Origin of the sequence: Nocardioides cynanchi (genome assembly GCF_008761635.1) — a bacterium.
Lineage (GTDB): Bacteria > Actinomycetota > Actinomycetes > Propionibacteriales > Nocardioidaceae > Nocardioides > Nocardioides cynanchi.
On record NZ_CP044344.1, the window covers coordinates 1,130,210 to 1,146,075 of the forward strand.

Annotated in this window: 15 protein-coding genes; 3 read left to right on the forward strand and 12 right to left on the reverse strand. The window is 72.0% G+C overall.

The window, feature by feature from the left end:
- Nucleotides 1–2: 2 nt before the first annotated feature.
- The 4 genes from E3N83_RS05680 to E3N83_RS05695 all read right to left on the reverse strand — a co-directional run bounded on the left by E3N83_RS05680 (nucleotide 3) and on the right by E3N83_RS05695 (nucleotide 3,569).
- The gene (locus tag E3N83_RS05680; RefSeq protein WP_238343085.1) at nucleotides 3–1,706 is read right to left on the reverse strand and encodes a Mur ligase family protein; all 1,704 of its coding nucleotides are present in this window, start codon (nucleotides 1,704–1,706) and stop codon (nucleotides 3–5) included.
- On the reverse strand, nucleotides 1,707–2,477 hold the full coding sequence (gene fabI, locus E3N83_RS05685) for an enoyl-ACP reductase FabI (RefSeq protein ID WP_151082374.1): 771 nt from the start codon (nucleotides 2,475–2,477) through the stop codon (nucleotides 1,707–1,709).
- A 77-nt stretch (nucleotides 2,478–2,554) separates the two neighbouring features.
- A complete protein-coding gene (fabG, locus tag E3N83_RS05690) occupies nucleotides 2,555–3,286 on the reverse strand; it encodes a 3-oxoacyl-ACP reductase FabG (protein WP_202879331.1) in 732 nt (243 codons plus the stop codon).
- 70 nt (nucleotides 3,287–3,356) lie between these two features.
- Nucleotides 3,357–3,569: a dodecin gene (locus tag E3N83_RS05695; protein ID WP_151082375.1), complete on the reverse strand. Its 213-nt coding sequence runs from the start codon at nucleotides 3,567–3,569 to the stop codon at nucleotides 3,357–3,359.
- Between the two features lie 75 nt (nucleotides 3,570–3,644).
- Here E3N83_RS05695 and E3N83_RS05700 point away from each other — a divergent pair, with 75 nt between their 5' ends.
- The gene (locus E3N83_RS05700; RefSeq protein WP_151082376.1) at nucleotides 3,645–3,968 is read left to right on the forward strand and encodes a DUF3099 domain-containing protein; all 324 of its coding nucleotides are present in this window, start codon (nucleotides 3,645–3,647) and stop codon (nucleotides 3,966–3,968) included.
- Nucleotides 3,969–4,262: 294 nt separating this feature from the next.
- Here the strand turns inward: E3N83_RS05700 and moaA are convergent, their stop codons facing one another.
- Complete coding sequence (gene moaA / locus E3N83_RS05705) at nucleotides 4,263–5,264, reverse strand: GTP 3',8-cyclase MoaA (RefSeq protein WP_151082377.1); 1,002 nt, start codon at nucleotides 5,262–5,264, stop codon at nucleotides 4,263–4,265.
- A 61-nt stretch (nucleotides 5,265–5,325) separates the two neighbouring features.
- Here moaA and E3N83_RS05710 point away from each other — a divergent pair, with 61 nt between their 5' ends.
- The gene (locus E3N83_RS05710) at nucleotides 5,326–6,225 is read left to right on the forward strand and encodes an SURF1 family cytochrome oxidase biogenesis protein (RefSeq protein ID WP_151082378.1); all 900 of its coding nucleotides are present in this window, start codon (nucleotides 5,326–5,328) and stop codon (nucleotides 6,223–6,225) included.
- Here E3N83_RS05710 and E3N83_RS05715 read toward each other — a convergent pair.
- From E3N83_RS05715 to E3N83_RS05730, 4 genes are all read right to left on the reverse strand, one after another.
- Entirely contained in the window at nucleotides 6,124–6,879 is a 756-nt protein-coding gene (locus E3N83_RS05715) for an SDR family oxidoreductase (protein ID WP_151082379.1), read from the reverse strand. The two genes, E3N83_RS05710 and E3N83_RS05715, sit on opposite strands and share 102 nt — an antisense overlap.
- A gap of 1 nt (nucleotide 6,880) precedes the next feature.
- Nucleotides 6,881–8,755, reverse strand: coding sequence for an ABC transporter ATP-binding protein (locus E3N83_RS05720; RefSeq protein WP_202879332.1), 1,875 nt, complete (start codon nucleotides 8,753–8,755; stop codon nucleotides 6,881–6,883).
- Between the two features lie 20 nt (nucleotides 8,756–8,775).
- Nucleotides 8,776–9,570 carry an enoyl-CoA hydratase/isomerase family protein gene (locus tag E3N83_RS05725; RefSeq protein WP_151082380.1) on the reverse strand — a complete coding sequence of 265 codons (795 nt, stop codon included), beginning with the start codon at nucleotides 9,568–9,570 and terminating at the stop codon, nucleotides 8,776–8,778.
- 78 nt (nucleotides 9,571–9,648) lie between these two features.
- Nucleotides 9,649–11,247: an ABC-F family ATP-binding cassette domain-containing protein gene (locus E3N83_RS05730; RefSeq protein WP_151082381.1), complete on the reverse strand. Its 1,599-nt coding sequence runs from the start codon at nucleotides 11,245–11,247 to the stop codon at nucleotides 9,649–9,651.
- Nucleotides 11,248–11,318: 71 nt separating this feature from the next.
- Between E3N83_RS05730 and ypfJ the strand changes: the two genes are divergently transcribed.
- Complete coding sequence (gene ypfJ, locus E3N83_RS05735) at nucleotides 11,319–12,293, forward strand: KPN_02809 family neutral zinc metallopeptidase (RefSeq protein WP_151082382.1); 975 nt, start codon at nucleotides 11,319–11,321, stop codon at nucleotides 12,291–12,293.
- 152 nt (nucleotides 12,294–12,445) lie between these two features.
- Here the strand turns inward: ypfJ and E3N83_RS05740 are convergent, their stop codons facing one another.
- Genes E3N83_RS05740 through E3N83_RS05750 form a run of 3 tightly spaced genes read right to left on the reverse strand, consistent with a single transcriptional unit; the run spans nucleotide 12,446 to nucleotide 15,829 of the window.
- Nucleotides 12,446–13,345 carry a phosphotransferase gene (locus E3N83_RS05740; RefSeq protein WP_151082383.1) on the reverse strand — a complete coding sequence of 300 codons (900 nt, stop codon included), beginning with the start codon at nucleotides 13,343–13,345 and terminating at the stop codon, nucleotides 12,446–12,448.
- A 10-nt stretch (nucleotides 13,346–13,355) separates the two neighbouring features.
- Nucleotides 13,356–14,924: an ABC transporter permease gene (locus E3N83_RS05745; protein WP_151082384.1), complete on the reverse strand. Its 1,569-nt coding sequence runs from the start codon at nucleotides 14,922–14,924 to the stop codon at nucleotides 13,356–13,358.
- Nucleotides 14,921–15,829 carry an ABC transporter ATP-binding protein gene (locus E3N83_RS05750; protein ID WP_151082385.1) on the reverse strand — a complete coding sequence of 303 codons (909 nt, stop codon included), beginning with the start codon at nucleotides 15,827–15,829 and terminating at the stop codon, nucleotides 14,921–14,923. The genes E3N83_RS05745 and E3N83_RS05750 overlap by 4 nt, the downstream gene beginning before the upstream one ends.
- Nucleotides 15,830–15,866: the final 37 nt, after the last annotated feature.

The following is a 15,866-nucleotide window of genomic DNA, read 5'->3' on the forward strand; positions in this document are numbered from 1 at the left end:
CCTCAGTCGCCCGAAGCGGCGTTCCGTACCTTGGCACCCAGCTCCTCCGGGGTGTCGGGCGTGCCGCCGTGAGCGGAGATCCAGTCGTAGACGGCCTGCCGCTCCGCGTGGCACATCAGCCCGACCACGTCGTCGGGCTGCGCCTGCGCGACCATCCCGGCCAGGCACTCGACCTCCGTGCCGTACGACGTCACCTCGGTGACGCCCACCCGCTCGGCACCCTCGCGGAGCAGGTGGTCCAGCTCCTCCAGCGACCGGCCGCGGAGGTACTGCTGCTTGTGACCGATGGCGACCACGTCGGCCCCCATCGCCCCGATCTCGCCGAGCCGGCCGATCAGCTCGTCGGTGCGGTCGCCGACCGCGCCGAGGCCCAGCAACAGGCGCCGGCCCGGCGGCCGCACGCCGTTCATGATCTCGAGCAGGGCCTCGAGCCCGACCTCGTTGTGCGCGAGGTCCATCACCACCGAGGCGGTCCCGCCCTCGACCGGCACCGTGAAGAAGTTCATCCGGCCCGGGTTGTGCTCGGCGTCGGGCCGGAAGTCGCGCAGCCCCTCGATCACCGACTCGCGCGGGATCCCGATCGCCAGGGCGGCCGAGGTGGAGGCCAGGGTGTTCTCCACGTTGAAGCGGGACAGGCCGGCCAGGGTCATCGGCACGTCGGTGAGCACGATCACCGGGTCCGGGTCGCGGCCCGGAGCCAGCACCGCGACCCAGCCGTCGATCACCGTGGTCGCCCGGCCTCCCTCGTTCAGGGTCTCGCGGACCGCGGGCGAGTCCGGGTCTCGGGAGAACACCCAGGGCCGGGCCTTGATCACGCCGCGCATCGCGAACACCCGGGGGTCGTCGCCGTTGAGCACGGCCCAGCCGCGACGACGGGTGATCCGCGGCACCACGGCCTTGACCTCGGCGAGCTGGTCGAGGGTGTCGATCCCCTGGAGGCCCAGGTGGTCGGCGCTGACGTTGGTCACCACCGACACGTCGTTGCGGGTCAGGCCGATCCCCTTGAGCAGGATCCCGCCCCGTGCGGTCTCGGTCACCGCGAGCTGCACGCCCGGCAGTGCCAGCACCCGACCGGCGCCGCTCGGTCCGGAGTAGTCACCGCCCTCGACGAGGTCGCCGTCCAGATAGATGCCGTCGGTGTTGGACCAGCCCACCACCCGCCCGTCCACCCGTGCGATGTGGGCGATCATCCGGCTCGTGGTGGTCTTGCCGTTGGTGCCGGTCACCGCCACCACCGGGATCGTGGGGGTGACCGTCTGCGGCTCAGGGCCGTTCTCGGCCGCGGCCACCCGCTCGGCGGCGCGGCTGACCGCCGCCACCACGTCGTCACCGGGGACGGCGTCCAGCACCGAGGCCACGGCCCGGCCCATCTCCTGGGCCCGCTCGCGGTGCCGCCAGGGGTAGGCGACCACGATCTGGTGCGGGTCGCTGGTGGTCCGGACCCGGACTGCCAGCCGCGACGTGCCGGACTCGTGGGCGATCGCCCGCACCAGCCGGGTCACCGCGCGCACCGCGAACCGCTGACGGAACCCCGTGTCGGGCTCGCCGGGAAGCGCGTTGGCCAGCCCGATCCGCCGGGCCAGCCGGGTCGCCGTCACCGTCGGCGCCGAGGCCAGCGGCGTGATGTCGAGCGTCAGCTTGATCGCGGCCCGGGGGAAGTAGAGGTTCGGGCCCTCCAGCACCCGCACCTCCAGGAGCGACGTCACTCAGGCACCCATCGCGTGGAAGCCGCCGTCCACGTGCACGATCTCGCCGGTGGTGGCCGGGAAGAAGTCCGACAGGAGGGCGCACACCGCGCGGGCGGTGGGGTCCTGGTCCTTCTCGTCCCAGCCGAGCGGCGCCCGGTCGCTCCACATCGACTCCAGCTGCTCGAACCCGGGGATCGCCTTGGCGGCCAGGCTCTTCAGCGGGCCGGCGCTGACCAGGTTGCAGCGGATGCCCTCGGGCCCGAGGTTGCGGGCCAGGTAGCGCGAGGTGGACTCGAGCCCGGCCTTGGCCACGCCCATCCAGTCGTACGCCGGCCAGGCCACGGTGGCGTCGAAGGTCATGCCGACCACCGAGCCACCCGGGCCCATCAGCGGACGGCAGGCCTCGGTCAGCGACATCAGGGAGTACGCCGAGACCCGCACCGCCTGGGCGACGTCCTCCCACGGTCCGCCGAGGAACTTGCCGCCCAGGATCGTCTCCGGGTTGCCGAAGGCGATCGAGTGCACCACGCCGTCCAGCCCGTCGACGTGCTCACGGACGGCGTCGGCGAGGCCGGCCAGGTGCGCGTCGTCGGTCACGTCGAGCTCCAGCACCGGCGGCTCGGTCGGCAGCCGCTTGGCGATCCGCCTGGTGATGCCCAGGGCCCGGCCGAAGTTGGAGATCAGCACGGTCGCGCCCTGCTCCTGGGCCACCTTGGCCACGGAGAAGCCGATGGAGGAGTCCATGGTCACTCCCGCGACCAGGATCCGCTTGCCCTCGAGGATGCCCATGTGCTGCCTTTCGTTCGAGTGGTGATGTCGACTTCGCTCGGCCACCGGACTGCTTCGCGCGGAGGTCGTCTGGTGGGTCAGTGGCCCATGCCGAGGCCGCCGTCGACCGGGATCACGGCTCCGGTGACGTACCCCGCACCGGCCGATGCCAGCCAGATCACCGCGGAGGCCACCTCGTCCGGGGACGCGTAGCGCTGGAGCGGCACGCGGTCCTTGATGGTGGCGCGCTGCTCGTCGGTGAGCACGGCCGTCATGTCGGTCTCGACGAAGCCCGGGGCCACGACGTTCGTCGTGATCGAGCGGGAGCCGAGCTCGCGGGCCAGGGAGCGGGCGATCCCGACCAGACCGGCCTTCGAGGCCGCGTAGTTCACCTGACCGGCCGAGCCGAGCAGGCCCACGACCGAGGAGATCAGGATGATCCGGCCGCGGCGCAGCCGGAGCATGCCCTTCGCCGCGCGCTTGGTGAGCCGGTAGGTGCCGGTCAGGTTCGTGTCGATCACCGACGACCAGTCCTCCTCCGACATCCGCAGCAGCAGCGTGTCGGCGGTGATCCCGGCGTTGGCCACCAGCACCTCGACCGGGCCGTGCGCCGCCTCGATCTCGGCGAACGCCGCCTCCACGGCCGCGGGATCGGTGACGTCGCAGCGCAGGTCCAGGGCACCGTCGGGACCTCCGCCGGAGCGCGAGGTCACCGCGACCTTGTCCCCGAGGGCCAGGAAGGCCTCCGCGATGGCGCGGCCGATGCCACGGTTGCCGCCGGTGACGAGCACGGAGCGGGGCTCAGCAGCGTTGTCTGGGGCGTCGTCCACGGCCACGACGCTAGTGACTACCGGTCGGTACCCACAACCGCGGGGGTCGGCCCCCGGTCCGGTGGCCCGCTCACTCGTCCTCGAGGCGGAAACCGATCTTCAGCCCGACCTGGAAGTGCTCCACCTCGCCGTCCTGGATCTGACCGCGCACCTGGGTCACCTCGAACCAGTCCACGTGTCGCAGCGTCGCGCTCGCCCGTCGTACGGCGTTGCGGATGGCCGCGTCGATCCCGTCGGACGAGGTCCCGACGATCTCCGTGACACGGTAGGTGCGGTCTGACATGGCGAACCTCTTCGGTGGTCGGGGCGGGGGCTCCTCGATGTTACTGACGGGGAAGGTCCGACGTAGGGTGAGGGCATGGCCCGCGGGGCGCACGGGGGCGAGACTCCGATCCGGATCACCACGGCTGCCACGAGCCCGCACGAGGACATCGCAGCGCGGCAGCGGCGCTACCTGATCGCCATGGGCGTGCGGACCCTCTGCTTCGTGATGGTCGCCCTGCTCGCGATCACGCACGCCGGACCGTCGTGGCTGCCGTGGATCTTCGTGGGCGGCGCGATCGTGCTGCCCTACGTCGCCGTGGTGATGGCCAACGTGTCCGACACGAAATCTGATGCTTTTGAGCTCCGGGACGGGTCATTGCACGACCGGGAGCTGCCTCCGGGCGCGCATTCCGACTGATTTACGGCGGTTCGGACTTGGAACCGGTCCGACGCCCGTGCAACAATCGCGGCCGTGTCGCCGGGTTCCCCGAGCCGGTCGACACCGACGAGTGCCGGAAAGCTTCCCCCGTGGCTGTCTGGCACTCGTCGTCATTTCACGAGCCCGTGGACCGAGCGAAGCTCGGGCCACGCCAGGCTCGGGAGGTCGAGGAGCGCCGGCTGAGACCCGAGCGCAGCGAGGGACTCAGCGGCGCGTCTCGAGACCCACGTGGCGGTGGTCTCGACTCCGCCCGACCACCGAGGGGCGGGGAGCTCAGCCGCCGATCGCCGACATCGGGCGGTCGGGCTGGAGGAACGACGGGTCGTTGATGCCGTGGCCGGGCAGCTTCCCGGCCATCGCGGTCACCCAGCGGTCGGCCAGCTCGTCGTCGTCGGCCCCGGCCCGGAGCGCGGCGCGCAGGTCGGACTCCTCGCGGGCGAACAGGCAGTTGCGCACCTGGCCGTCAGCGGTGAGCCGGACCCGGTCGCAGTCGCCGCAGAACGGGCGGGTCACCGAGGCGATCACGCCGACCGTGGCCGGCCCGCCGTCGACGAGGAACAGCTCGGCCGGGGCGCTCCCCCGCGGCTCGGTGGCCGGGCTGAGCGTGAACTCGGCGGCCAGCTTCGCGAAGATCTCGTCGGCGGTCACCATCTGCTCGCGGTGCCAGTCGTGCTGGGCGTCGAGCGGCATCTGCTCGATGAAGCGCAGCTCGTACTGGTGGTCGATGGCCCAGGCGAGCAGCTCGCAGGCGTCGTCGTCGTTGACCCCGCGCAGCAGCACCGCGTTGATCTTCACCGGGGTGAGCCCGGCGTCGTGGGCGGCCTTGGCCCCGCGGAGCACGTCGTCGAGGCGGTCGCGCCGCGTGATCGTGTGGAAGCGCTCGGGGTCGAGGGTGTCGAGGCTGATGTTGACCCGGTCGAGGCCGGCCTCGGCCAGCGCCCGGGCGTTGCGCTCGAGCCCGAGCGCGTTGGTGGTCACCGACAGCTGGAGCTCGGAGCCGAGGGCGCGGGTGCGGCGGACGATGTCGACCAGGCCGCGGCGTACGAGGGGCTCGCCGCCGGTGAAGCGCACCTCGCGCACACCCAGGCGCTCGACGCCGATCGTGATCAGGCGGACGACCTCGTCGTCGGTCAGCGTCTCGTCGTGCGGCAGCCAGTCGAGACCCTCGGCCGGCATGCAGTAGGAACAGCGCAGGTTGCAGCGGTCGGTCAGCGACACCCGGAGGTCGGTCGCCACACGGCCGTACGCGTCGGCCAGCGGTCGCTGCTTGATCATCGTCGTCAGTGTAGGTGGAGGCACCCCCGAAACCTCACCTCCGTCCGGATAGCCTCGTCGGGTGGGCGGTCTGCGGTTCCTGGTCAGCAGGCGCTGGCTGCTCTTCTTCGCCATCGTCGTGCTGCTCGCCTACGCTTGTCTGCTGCTCGGTCAGTGGCAGTGGCACCGGCTCACCTCGACCAAGTCCAACAACGCGATCATCCGGGCCAACGAGAGCGCCGACCCGCTGCCGGTCGACCAGGTGCTGCACCCGGGCCAGGACCCGACCTCCGCCGACCAGTACCGCCCGGTCACCGCGACCGGCCGGTACGACGTCAGCCACACCATCATCGTCCGCTACCAGACCGACGCCGACGGCCACTCCGGCGTCGACGTGGTCGTCCCGCTCGTCACGGCTGGCGGCACCGCGCTCCTGGTGGACCGGGGCTGGCTCTCCACCACCAACCAGGGACTGACCGACCCCTCACAGGTCCCGCCCCCGCCGACCGGCACCGTCACGGTGACCGGCAGTGTGCGGCGTGACGCCAGTGGCGGTGCCGCCGCCGTCGTCGACGCCTCGACCCGGGCGATCTCCAGCGCGCAGATCCAGCCGGCGATCGGGATCCCGGTCTACGGGGGCTTCGTCGACCTCACCCACGAGAGCCCGGCCCCCTCCACACCGCTGGAGCCCGCCGAGCTCCCCGACCTGAGCAACGGGCCACACTTCTTCTACGCGCTCCAGTGGTGGTTCTTCGGGCTCCTCGCGCTCTTCGGCTTCGGCTACCTCGCGTGGGAGGAGAAGACCGGCCGGGCGGCGCAGCGCCGCGCCCAGCAGCCGGCGAAGAAGCCGGGAAGCGCGCCGCCACTCGCGCCGAGCCGGTCAGAGGGCACGCATCACGCCGCCGTCGACGGGCAGCATCACCCCGGTGACGAACGACGCGGCGGGGCTGAGCAGGAACGTCGCGGCCCGGCCGAACTCTGACGGCTCGCCGTCCCGGCGCAGCGGGATGGTCAGCGCGGCCCTGGCCTTCGCCGCCACCGGGTCGTCCTGGAGGGCGTCCAGCTCGGCGACCCGCTCGGTGCCGACGCGCCCCGGCAGGAGGCCGTTCACCCGGATGCCGCGCGGGCCCAGCTCGTCGGCCAGCTGCTTGGCGACCATGGCGAGCCCGGGCCGCAGGCCGTTGGAGATCGCCATCCCCGTCAGCGGTGCCTTGACGCTGGTCGACAGGACGAACGCGATCGCACCGCCGGCGTCGAGCTCGGCCGACACCTCGCGGGCCAACCGGACCCCACCCAGGAACACCGACTCGAAGGCGGTGGTCCACTGCTCGTCGGTGGTCGAGGCCACGCTGCCGGCGGGCGGCCCGCCGACGCTGATCAGGGCTCCGTCGAGCCGACCCCACCTGTCGCGCGCCGCCGCCACGAGGCGGGCCGGGAGCCCGGGCTCGGCGTTGTCCCCCACGACGTACGTCGCGTGGTCGCCCAGTGTCTCGACGGCGGCGGCCAGCGTCGCCTCGGTCCGCCCCGAGAGCACCACCCGGGCTCCCTCGGCGACCAGCACGTCGGCGGTGGCCCGGCCCAGCCCGCGCGCTCCACCGGTGACGACGTAGACCCGGTCGGTCAGCCCCAGGTCCATGTCAGGAGGTCGCCGCGAGGTCGGGCAGGAACTGGGTGCGGTAGAGGTCGGCGTACAGGCCGCCCTCGGCCAGCAGCCCGGCATGGGTGCCGCGCTGCACGATCCGGCCCGACTCGAGGACCAGGATCAGGTCGGCGTTGCGCACCGTGGACAGCCGGTGGGCGATCACCAGCGAGGTGCGGCCCTCGAGAGCCGCGTCGAGCGCCCGCTGCACCGCTGCCTCGGACTCGCTGTCGAGGTGGGCCGTCGCCTCGTCGAGCACCACGATCGCCGGAGCCTTGAGCAGCAGCCGGGCGATCGCCAGCCGCTGACGCTCGCCCCCGGAGAGCCGGTAGCCACGGTCGCCGACCACGGTGTCGAGGCCGTCGGGCAGGGACCGGATCAGCTGGGCGATCTGTCCGGCTTCCAGGGCCGCCCAGATCTCCTCGTCGGAGGCGCCGGGCCGGGCGTAGAGCAGGTTGGCCCGGATCGTGTCGTGGAACATGTGGGCGTCCTGGGTGACGTAGCCGACGACGTCCTCGAGCGACTGCAGGGTCACCTCGCGCACGTCGTGGCCCCCGACCCGCACCGCGCCCGTGACGGCGTCGTACAGGCGAGCGACGAGGTGGGTGACTGTGGTCTTGCCTGCCCCGGAGGGGCCGACCAGGGCCACCATCTGCCCGGGCTCGGCCGAGAACGAGATCTCGTGGAGCACCTCGCCGCTGTCGCGGGACTCGACCCCGGCCACGGTCTCCAACGACGCCAGGGAGATGTCCTCGGCCCGCGGGTAGCCGAAGGAGACCTCGTCGAACTCCAGCGACGAGGCGGTGGGCGGCAGCACGATCGCGTCCGGCTGCTCCTGGATCAGCGACGGGAGGTCGAGCACCTCGAAGACCCGGTCGAAGCTGACCAGAGCGGTCATCACGTCGACGCGGACGTTGGACAGGCCCTGGAGCGGGCCGAGCAGGCGCAGCAGCAGGGTGCCGAGGGCGATCACGGTGCCGACCGAGAGGTGACCGTGCACGGCGAAGTAGCCGCCGACGCCGTACACGAGCGCGGTGGCCAGAGACGGCACCAGCGTCATCACGGCGAAGAAGATGCGGCTCAGCACCGAGATGCGCACCCCGAGGTCGCGCACGGTGGCGGCCTTGCCGGCGAACATCGTGTCCTCGGTCTCGCGCTGCCCGAAGAGCTTCAGCAGCATCGCACCACCGACGTTGAACCGCTCGGTCATCGCGTTGCCCATGTCGGCGTTGCCGTTCATCCGGTCGCGGGTCAGCACGGCCATCCGGGCGCTCACCCAGCGCGAGGCGAGCAGCAGGATCGGGAAGAGCAGGAGCGGGAGGACCGTCACCTGCCAGCTCAGCGCCAGCATGGTGACCCCGACGACCAGCACCGAGATGATGTTGGAGACGGTGCCGGACAGCGTGGACGTGAAGGCGCTCTGGGCTCCGATCACGTCGTTGTTGAGCCGGCTGACCAGGGCACCGGTCTGGGTCCGGGTGAAGAACGCCAGGGACTGGCGCTGCACATGGGCGAACACCTTGATCCGGAGGTCGTAGATCAGCCCCTCCCCGATCAGGCTGGAGAGCCAGCCGCTGGCGAAGCCGAGTGCGGAGTCGGCGATCGCGGTCAGGGCCATGCCGACCGCGAGCCAGACCACGAGGGTCGCGTCGTGGCCGTAGATGCCGTGGTCGATGAGGCGCTGGATCAGCAGCGGGGTCACCACGACCAGCCCCGCGTCGAACACGGTGACCACCAGGAACCAGCTGATCAGGCGGCGGTGGGGTCGCGCGAAACGGAGCACGCGGCGCAGGGTGTCGCGTTCGATCTTGTTCTCCACGACGCTGCGGTCGCGGTGGATGCTGCGGTACGCAGCCGGGCTGAAGCCGGACACGCGCCACCTCCTCCTGCGGCCTAGCCGCTGCTCATCAGCTGCGCCAGCTCCCGGAACCTCCGGACCTGGGCCTCTCGTTCGTGTCGTCGCTGCTCGTCGAGCGTCCGTGAGGACGCGGCCAGCAGCAGGGTCTTGGTCTCGCGGACCGCTCCGGGCAACGGCGCGGTCAGGGCCGCCACGAGGTCTGCCACGGTCTCGTCGAGCTCAGCCAGCGGGCAGACCACCGTGGCCAGCCCGATCGCCGCAGCCTCCGCTGCCCCGACCTCGCGAGCCGTGGCACAGATCTCCAGTGCCCGCGCGTACCCAACGCTCTCGACCAGCGGCTTTGTTCCCGTCAGGTCGGGCACCAGCCCGAGCGCCGACTCCTTCATGGAGAAGCGCGCATCGTCGGCGACGACGCGGAGGTCGCACGAGAGGGCGAGCTGGAAACCGGCGCCCACGGCGTGCCCCTGGACCACGGCGATGGAGACGAACCTCGGGTCGCGCAGGAACGTGAAGCCGCGCTGGAACGCGTCGATGGTCGCCGACATCTCGTCGTCGGGCTGCGACAGCATCGCGGCGACCGACTCGACGCCCTCACCGGCGCCGGCCGGGTCGAGCATCGCGCGGTCGAGCCCGGCCGAGAAGCTCCGCCCCGAGCCCCGCACCAGCACCACCCGCACCTCGTCGGAGATCTCTTCGCCGATGGTGGCCAGGCTGCGCCACATCAGCGGGGTCTGGGCGTTGCGCACCTCGGGCCGGTCGAGCGTGATCGTGGCGACCGGTCCGGCCACGTCGTACCTCAGGCCGGCGGCGGCGAGCTCCTCGGGCGTCATGGGCTCACTGTAGGAGCGGGCACCGACGGGTCGAGTGGGCGGCTCGCGCCCACGCGCGTCGCCCTTCGTCGCGGTCGCTCAGGCGAGGGACACGAGGTCGGCGTAGGAGTCGTTCCAGAGGTCCTCGACGCCGTCGGGGAGGATCAGGACGCGGTCGGGGTCCAGTGCGCGGACGGCGCCCTCGTCGTGGGTGACCAGGACGATCGCCCCCTGGTAGCTGCGGATCGCGCCCAGCACCTCCTCGCGGGAGGCCGGATCGAGGTTGTTGGTCGGCTCGTCGAGAAGCAGGACGTTGGCGCTGGAGACGACCAGGCTGGCCAGGGCCAGCCGGGTCTTCTCACCGCCCGAGAGCACGCTCGCCGGCTTGGCGACATCGTCACCGGAGAACAGGAACGAGCCCAGCACCGACCGGGTCTCGGTGTCGGTGAGCCCGGGTGCCGCGGTCCGCATGTTCTCCAGGACGGTGCGCGAGGTGTCGAGGGTCTCGTGCTCCTGGGCGTAGTAGCCCAGCTTGAGACCGTGGCCGGGGGTCACCACTCCGGTGTCGGCGCGGTCCACACCGGCCAGGATCCGGAGCAGGGTGGTCTTGCCAGCGCCGTTCAGGCCGAGGATGACCACCCGCGAGCCCTTGTCGATGGCGAGGTCGACGTCGGTGAACACCTCGAGCGAGCCGTAGGACTTCGACAGCTCCGACGCCGTCAGCGGCGTCTTCCCGCACGGGGCGGGGTCTGGGAAGGCGATCTTGGCGACGCGGTCGCTGCGACGCTCGCCCTCGAGTCCGCTCATCATCCGCTCGGCCCGCTTGATCATCGACTGCGCCGCCTGGGCCTTGGTCGCCTTGGCCCGCATCTTGCCGGCCTGCTCCATCAGCGCGTCGGCCTTGCGCTCGGTGTTCAGCCGCTCGCGCTTGCGACGCCGCTCGTCGGTCTCGCGCTGGGCGAGGTACGCCGTCCAGCCCAGGTTGTAGACGTCGATCTCGGCCCGGTTGGCGTCGAGGTGGAACACCTTGGTCACCGTCTGCTCGAGCAGGGCCGTGTCGTGGCTGATCACGACCAGGCCGCCCTTGTGGCCGCGGAGGAACTCGCGCAGCCAGACCACCGAGTCGGCGTCCAGGTGGTTGGTCGGCTCGTCGAGCAGGAGGGTCTCGGCGCCCGAGAAGAGGATCCGGGCCAGCTCGACCCGCCGCCGCTGGCCACCGGACAGGGTGCGCAGTGGCTGGGTCAGCAGCCGGTCCTCGATGCCCAGCGAGGCTGCGATCTGGGCGGCCTCGGCCTCGGCGGCGTACCCACCGCCTGCGTGGAGGTCGGCGTCGGCGCGCTCGTAGCGGCGCATCGCCCGCTCGGCGATCTCGGGGTCGTCGCTGCCCATCTCCGTCTCGGCCGCACGCAGGCGGCGTACGACGTCTCCGAGGCCACGCGCGGACAGGATCCGCTCGCGGACCGGGACGTCGGGGTCGCCGGTGCGGGGGTCCTGCGGGAGGTAGCCGACCGAGCCGGTCGAATGGACCTCACCGGACGCGGGCAGGGCCTCGCCTGCCAGGACGCGGGTGAGGGTGGTCTTTCCGGCACCGTTGCGACCGACGAGTCCCACCTTGTCTCCGGGACCCACCCGGAACGAGACGTCGTGCATCAGCAACCGGGCCCCGGCTCGGACCTCGAGTCGTTGGGCACTGATCATCAGGCTGGTTAGTCTAGGGCGGCCCGGCGCCCCGCCACGCCCCGGCCCACAGCCCCACAGAGGAGTCGACGATGCGGTTCAACCCCAAGGCCAGGCTCGACAACAGCCGGATGCGGAACAGCGGCGGTGGCGGCGGCGGGATGGGTGGCGGCATGGGCGGCGGGGGTGGAACCCGGATCCCCTTGCCCGGTGGCACGAAGGCCGGGGGCGGCATCGGCTTCGTGCTGATCGTGGTGGTGATCCTCCTGCTCAAGGCCTGCGGCGGGGTCGACCTGACCGGCGCCATCGGTGCGGGCGGCGCCAGCGGTTACACGACCAGCCGGTTCAGCGGCGACACCGGGCTCTACCAGGGCTGCAGCACCGGACAGGACGCCAACGACCACCCGACGACCTGCGGCGTGGTCGCGGTGGAGAACTCCCTCAACGACTACTGGAAGAACACCCTGGCCCAGCAGGCCCCCAAGGCCACCTGGGCGCCGGAGGCCGCGATCAACACCTTCAGTGGCCAGACCTCGAGCGGCTGTGGGACCGCCCAGTCGGGAATGGGGCCGTTCTACTGCCCGCCCGACCAGACCATCTACTTCGACCCGACGTTCTTCAAGGACATCCTCCAGGGCCAGCTGAACGGTCCGTCGGGCGCGTTCGTCGAGCCCTACGTGATCGCCCACGAGTACGGCCATCACGTGCAGAACCTCCTCGGCACCATGAGCAAGGTGAAGACGCAGCAGGGCCCCAACAGCGACTCGGTGCGGCTCGAGCTCCAGGCCGACTGCTACGCCGGGATGTGGGCCAAGAGCGCCACCACCACCGAGGACTCCCAGGGCAACGTGCTGATCCAGGACCTCACCCAGCAGGACATCCAGGACGGCATCGCCGCCGCGAAGTCGGTCGGCGACGACACCATCCAGAAGGAGACGACCGGCAAGGTGAGCCCCGAGCAGTGGACGCACGGATCGTCGGCGGCCCGCGTCAAGTGGTTCATGACCGGATACCAGAACGGCAGCCTCGACGCCTGCAACACCTTCAACGGGCAGACCGTCGAGTAGGACACCCACCGCGCCCCCTACCTGGTCGGCGGTCCCGGCACCCTGTGCAGATCCGCCGGGCGTCCGGCGGCGCCATCATGGTCCGTTGCTCGACGGGTGTGTCGCAGGCTCCTGGGCCCTCTGCCGCAGGTGCAGCTTCCCGGGTGACCGGGTCAGAGCAGCTCCTCGATCAGGGGGAACTGCCGCTGGAGCGCCCGGAGGTACGGCGCGACGGCCGGGTGCCGGTACTTGCCGGCGAGCGCGCCCTGACCACCGGCGACCCGGGCCAGGGCCCACTCGGCACGTGAGAGCGAGGTGTACGCCGCGCTGACGCGGAGCCCGAGGGTGACCTCCTCGCGGGTGGCCAGCCCGTCGGGCAGTCCCATCAGGTAGGCGTCCAGGAGCGGCTCGGCCTCCTCGCGCGCGTTCTGGAGGAACAGCCCGAGATCGGCCCCGACCGGCCCGTGCCCGAGGGTGGCCCAGTCGATCGCGATGACCTCGTCGCCCTCCCGGCCGGGCAGGTTGGCCGCCGCCGGGTCTCCGTGCTGTGGCACCTGCGGCAGCGCGTCGAGCTCCTGGACCAGGGTCTCGCGACGCGACCAGAGCCGGTCGGCGACGTCGGCGACCGTGGTCCGGGCCAGGGTCGGCCAGCCACCACGTCGTTCGACGCGGGTCAGCCGGTCCCGGAGCTGGTCGACCGCGAGCCACCGGCTCCGGCCGAGGTCGGCGCCGGCGAAGCGGCCCAGCGCGTGGGCGACGTACAGACCGTTCAGCGCGGCGTCCTCGACCCACTCACGGGTCAGGGTGATGCCCTCGTCGTCCTCGTCGACGTCGAGCACCCGGGCCTGCAGCCCGGGAGTGTTCTCCACGACCCGACTGATCGCGACGTCGGCCTCACGCCGCCAGTAGGCGAAGTGGTGGGGCATGGAGAGCTCCGGGGGATCGTCCGGACCGGGTACGGCGAGCCGTTTGACGACCAGCGGGCTGCCCTCGCGCTGGGTGCGCCACACCCCGACCGTGGACATGCCGGTCCCTCCGGGCACGAGGTGCCAGGCGGGGTCGGGTTCCCACATGGCCCGGACGCTATCCGATGTCACGCTCCTGATAGCGCCACCAGGCCGTGGCGACCAGCGTGGCGGCGATCGCGGCCAGCACCAGCTCGGGGGTCCAGCCGAACCCCTCGGCGGGCACCCGGGAGACGTGGGAGTACGGCGAGAGGCCGGCCACCCAGCCCGGCAGCTTCAGCAGCTCGGCGACGGGACCGACCAGGAAGAAGGCGACGACGACCGCCCAGCCGAGCAGGGCGTACCGGCTCCCGGCGGCCAGCGCGAGCAGCGCCAGCCCGGCGACGACGGCGACGGCGGGCAGCTGCACCAACACTCCGGCCAGCGTGCCGGCGAAGCTCACCTGGGACCCGGAGGCGCCCACGCCCATCGCCAGCCCGGTCACCAGCAGCAGCCACGCGGCCCCGAGCACGGCGACCAGCGCGACGGCCAGGAAGGCGGCCGACCGCTCGGTCGCGGTCGCCAGGACCTCCTCGGTCCGGCCGTCGTGCTCCTCACCGCCACCGTGAGTGACCACGGCCACTGCGAAGCAGGAGATCGCCACCGCTCCGATCGAAGCGAAGGCGGCGACCAGGGTCTCCTGGAGCGCCCCCACTCCGCCGAGCCGCTCGAACATCTCGCGGGCACCGACGGAGTCGAGCATCGAGCCGATGTTGGGGATGATCGCGGCCATCAGGGCCCCCATCACGGCGCAGGCGACCGTCCACACGGCCAGGGCGGCGGTGTGGACGCGCAGGTTGAGCGCCAGGGCGTCGGAGAGCCGGGGCGAGCCGGTGGGCGGTCCGGGGCGCTCGGGAAGCAGTCCCGAGCCCAGGTCGCGGCGGCGCCGCAGGACCAGGGCGCCGGCGACCAGGGCCGCGGCGAGGACCAGGTCGAGCAGCAACAGCCAGCCGCGCGGGTCGGACCAGGCCCGCAGCTGCGTCGCCCACCCCAGCGGCGAGAGCCAGCTCAGCCAGGAGGCCGAGGTGGTGTCGCCGACCGCCCGGAGGACGAAGAGCACGGCGAGGGCCATCGCCGAGATCGCCCCGCAGGTACGCGCACTGGCCGAGAGCTGCGAGGCCACGGCGCCGATGCCGGTGCCGACCAGGCCCAGCCCCAGCCACGAGCCACCGAACCACAGGGAGCCCGCCATCGGCAGACCACCGGCGATGTCGGCGACGGCGACCAGGGCCGCGACCACCAACGAGCCGACGGCACCCACCAGCACCGCGCTGACGAGCGGTGCCGACTGGTCCAGAGCGAGCCCCCCGAGGAGCTCGGCCCGGCCGGACTCCTCCTCGACCCTGGTGTGGCGACGTACCAGCGTCACGGCGAACGCCATCAGGAACACGGCGTACGTCACGGTCATCTTGGTCATCGCCAGCTCGCCGAGGCTGTGCGGGTCCAGGACCGGCCCGTAGAGCGCGACCAGGGCCGGGCTGTCGTTGATCGCCCGCGCCGCGGACACCCTGTCCGCGACGGTGACGTACAGACTGCCGGTGGCCGCGGCCGAGGCGTAGGCCATCACCACCAGCACCGCGGTCCAGACCAGCACGAGCACCCGGCTGCGCCTCAGGGAGAACCGGGTGAGCCCCACGACTCCGGTCATCGCGGGCTCCGGTCCTCCGGACGCCGGTAGGCGTCGAGGAAGAGCTCCTCCAGGGTGGGCGGCGTGCTGGTCAGCGTCCGTACGCCGGCCTCGGTGAGCGCGGTCAGCACCGCCGGCAGCCCGTCCGGGTCGACCGTCAGGGTCACCACGGCTCCCTCGGCGCTCAGGTCGTGGACCCCGGCCACCCTGTGCAGGTCGGGGAGCGACCCGACCACCTCGGCGCGGACCCGCGTGCGATGCAGGTGCCGCATCTGCGCCAGGCTGCCCGACTCGACGACCCGACCCTCCCGGATGATCGTGACCCGGTCGGCGAGCCGCTCGACCTCGCTGAGGATGTGGCTGGACAGCAGCACGGTCGTGCCCGCGGCACGGACCACGTCCACCGCCTCGGCGAAGACCTGCTCCATCAGGGGGTCCAGGCCCGAGGTCGGCTCGTCGAGCACGAGCAGGTCGGTGGGAGCCGCGAACGCGGCGACCAGGGCGACCTTCTGCCGGTTGCCCTTGGAGTACGCGCGTCCCTTCTTGGTCGGGTCGAGGTCGAACCGCTCGAGCATCTCGGCCCGCAGCGGGTGGTCGGCCGGCGCCCCACGCATCCGCAGCAGCATGTCGATCACCTCGCCGCCGCTCAGGTTGGGCCACAGGCTGACGTCGCCCGGCACGTAGGCCAGCCGACGGTGCAGGTCGGCGGCCACCGTCCAGGGATCCGCGTCGAAGAGCCGCACCTCGCCGGCGTCCTTGCGGACCAGGCCGAGCAGGATCCGCAGCGTGGTGGACTTGCCGGCGCCGTTGGGGCCCAGGAAGCCATGTACCTCACCGGGCCGGACCGAGAGGTCGAGGCCGTCCAGCGCCCGGGTGGGACCGAAGGTCTTGACCAGGCCGGAGATGTCGATGACCGAGTCCGCCATGACTGCCACCCTGCCACGGTTGCCGGACGTGGGTCAG

Coding starts and splice junctions, on each gene's coding strand:
- fabI (WP_151082374.1), bottom strand. CDS start 2,477: ATGGGCATCCTCGAGGGCAAGCGGATCCTGGTCGCGGGAGTGACCATG.
- E3N83_RS05695 (WP_151082375.1), bottom strand. CDS start 3,569: ATGTCAGACCGCACCTACCGTGTCACGGAGATCGTCGGGACCTCGTCC.
- E3N83_RS05700 (WP_151082376.1), top strand. CDS start 3,645: ATGGCCCGCGGGGCGCACGGGGGCGAGACTCCGATCCGGATCACCACG.
- moaA (WP_151082377.1), bottom strand. CDS start 5,264: ATGATCAAGCAGCGACCGCTGGCCGACGCGTACGGCCGTGTGGCGACC.
- E3N83_RS05715 (WP_151082379.1), bottom strand. CDS start 6,879: ATGGACCTGGGGCTGACCGACCGGGTCTACGTCGTCACCGGTGGAGCG.
- E3N83_RS05725 (WP_151082380.1), bottom strand. CDS start 9,570: ATGACGCCCGAGGAGCTCGCCGCCGCCGGCCTGAGGTACGACGTGGCC.
- E3N83_RS05730 (WP_151082381.1), bottom strand. CDS start 11,247: ATGATCAGTGCCCAACGACTCGAGGTCCGAGCCGGGGCCCGGTTGCTG.
- ypfJ (WP_151082382.1), top strand. CDS start 11,319: ATGCGGTTCAACCCCAAGGCCAGGCTCGACAACAGCCGGATGCGGAAC.
- E3N83_RS05740 (WP_151082383.1), bottom strand. CDS start 13,345: ATGTGGGAACCCGACCCCGCCTGGCACCTCGTGCCCGGAGGGACCGGC.
- E3N83_RS05745 (WP_151082384.1), bottom strand. CDS start 14,924: ATGACCGGAGTCGTGGGGCTCACCCGGTTCTCCCTGAGGCGCAGCCGG.
- E3N83_RS05750 (WP_151082385.1), bottom strand. CDS start 15,829: ATGGCGGACTCGGTCATCGACATCTCCGGCCTGGTCAAGACCTTCGGT.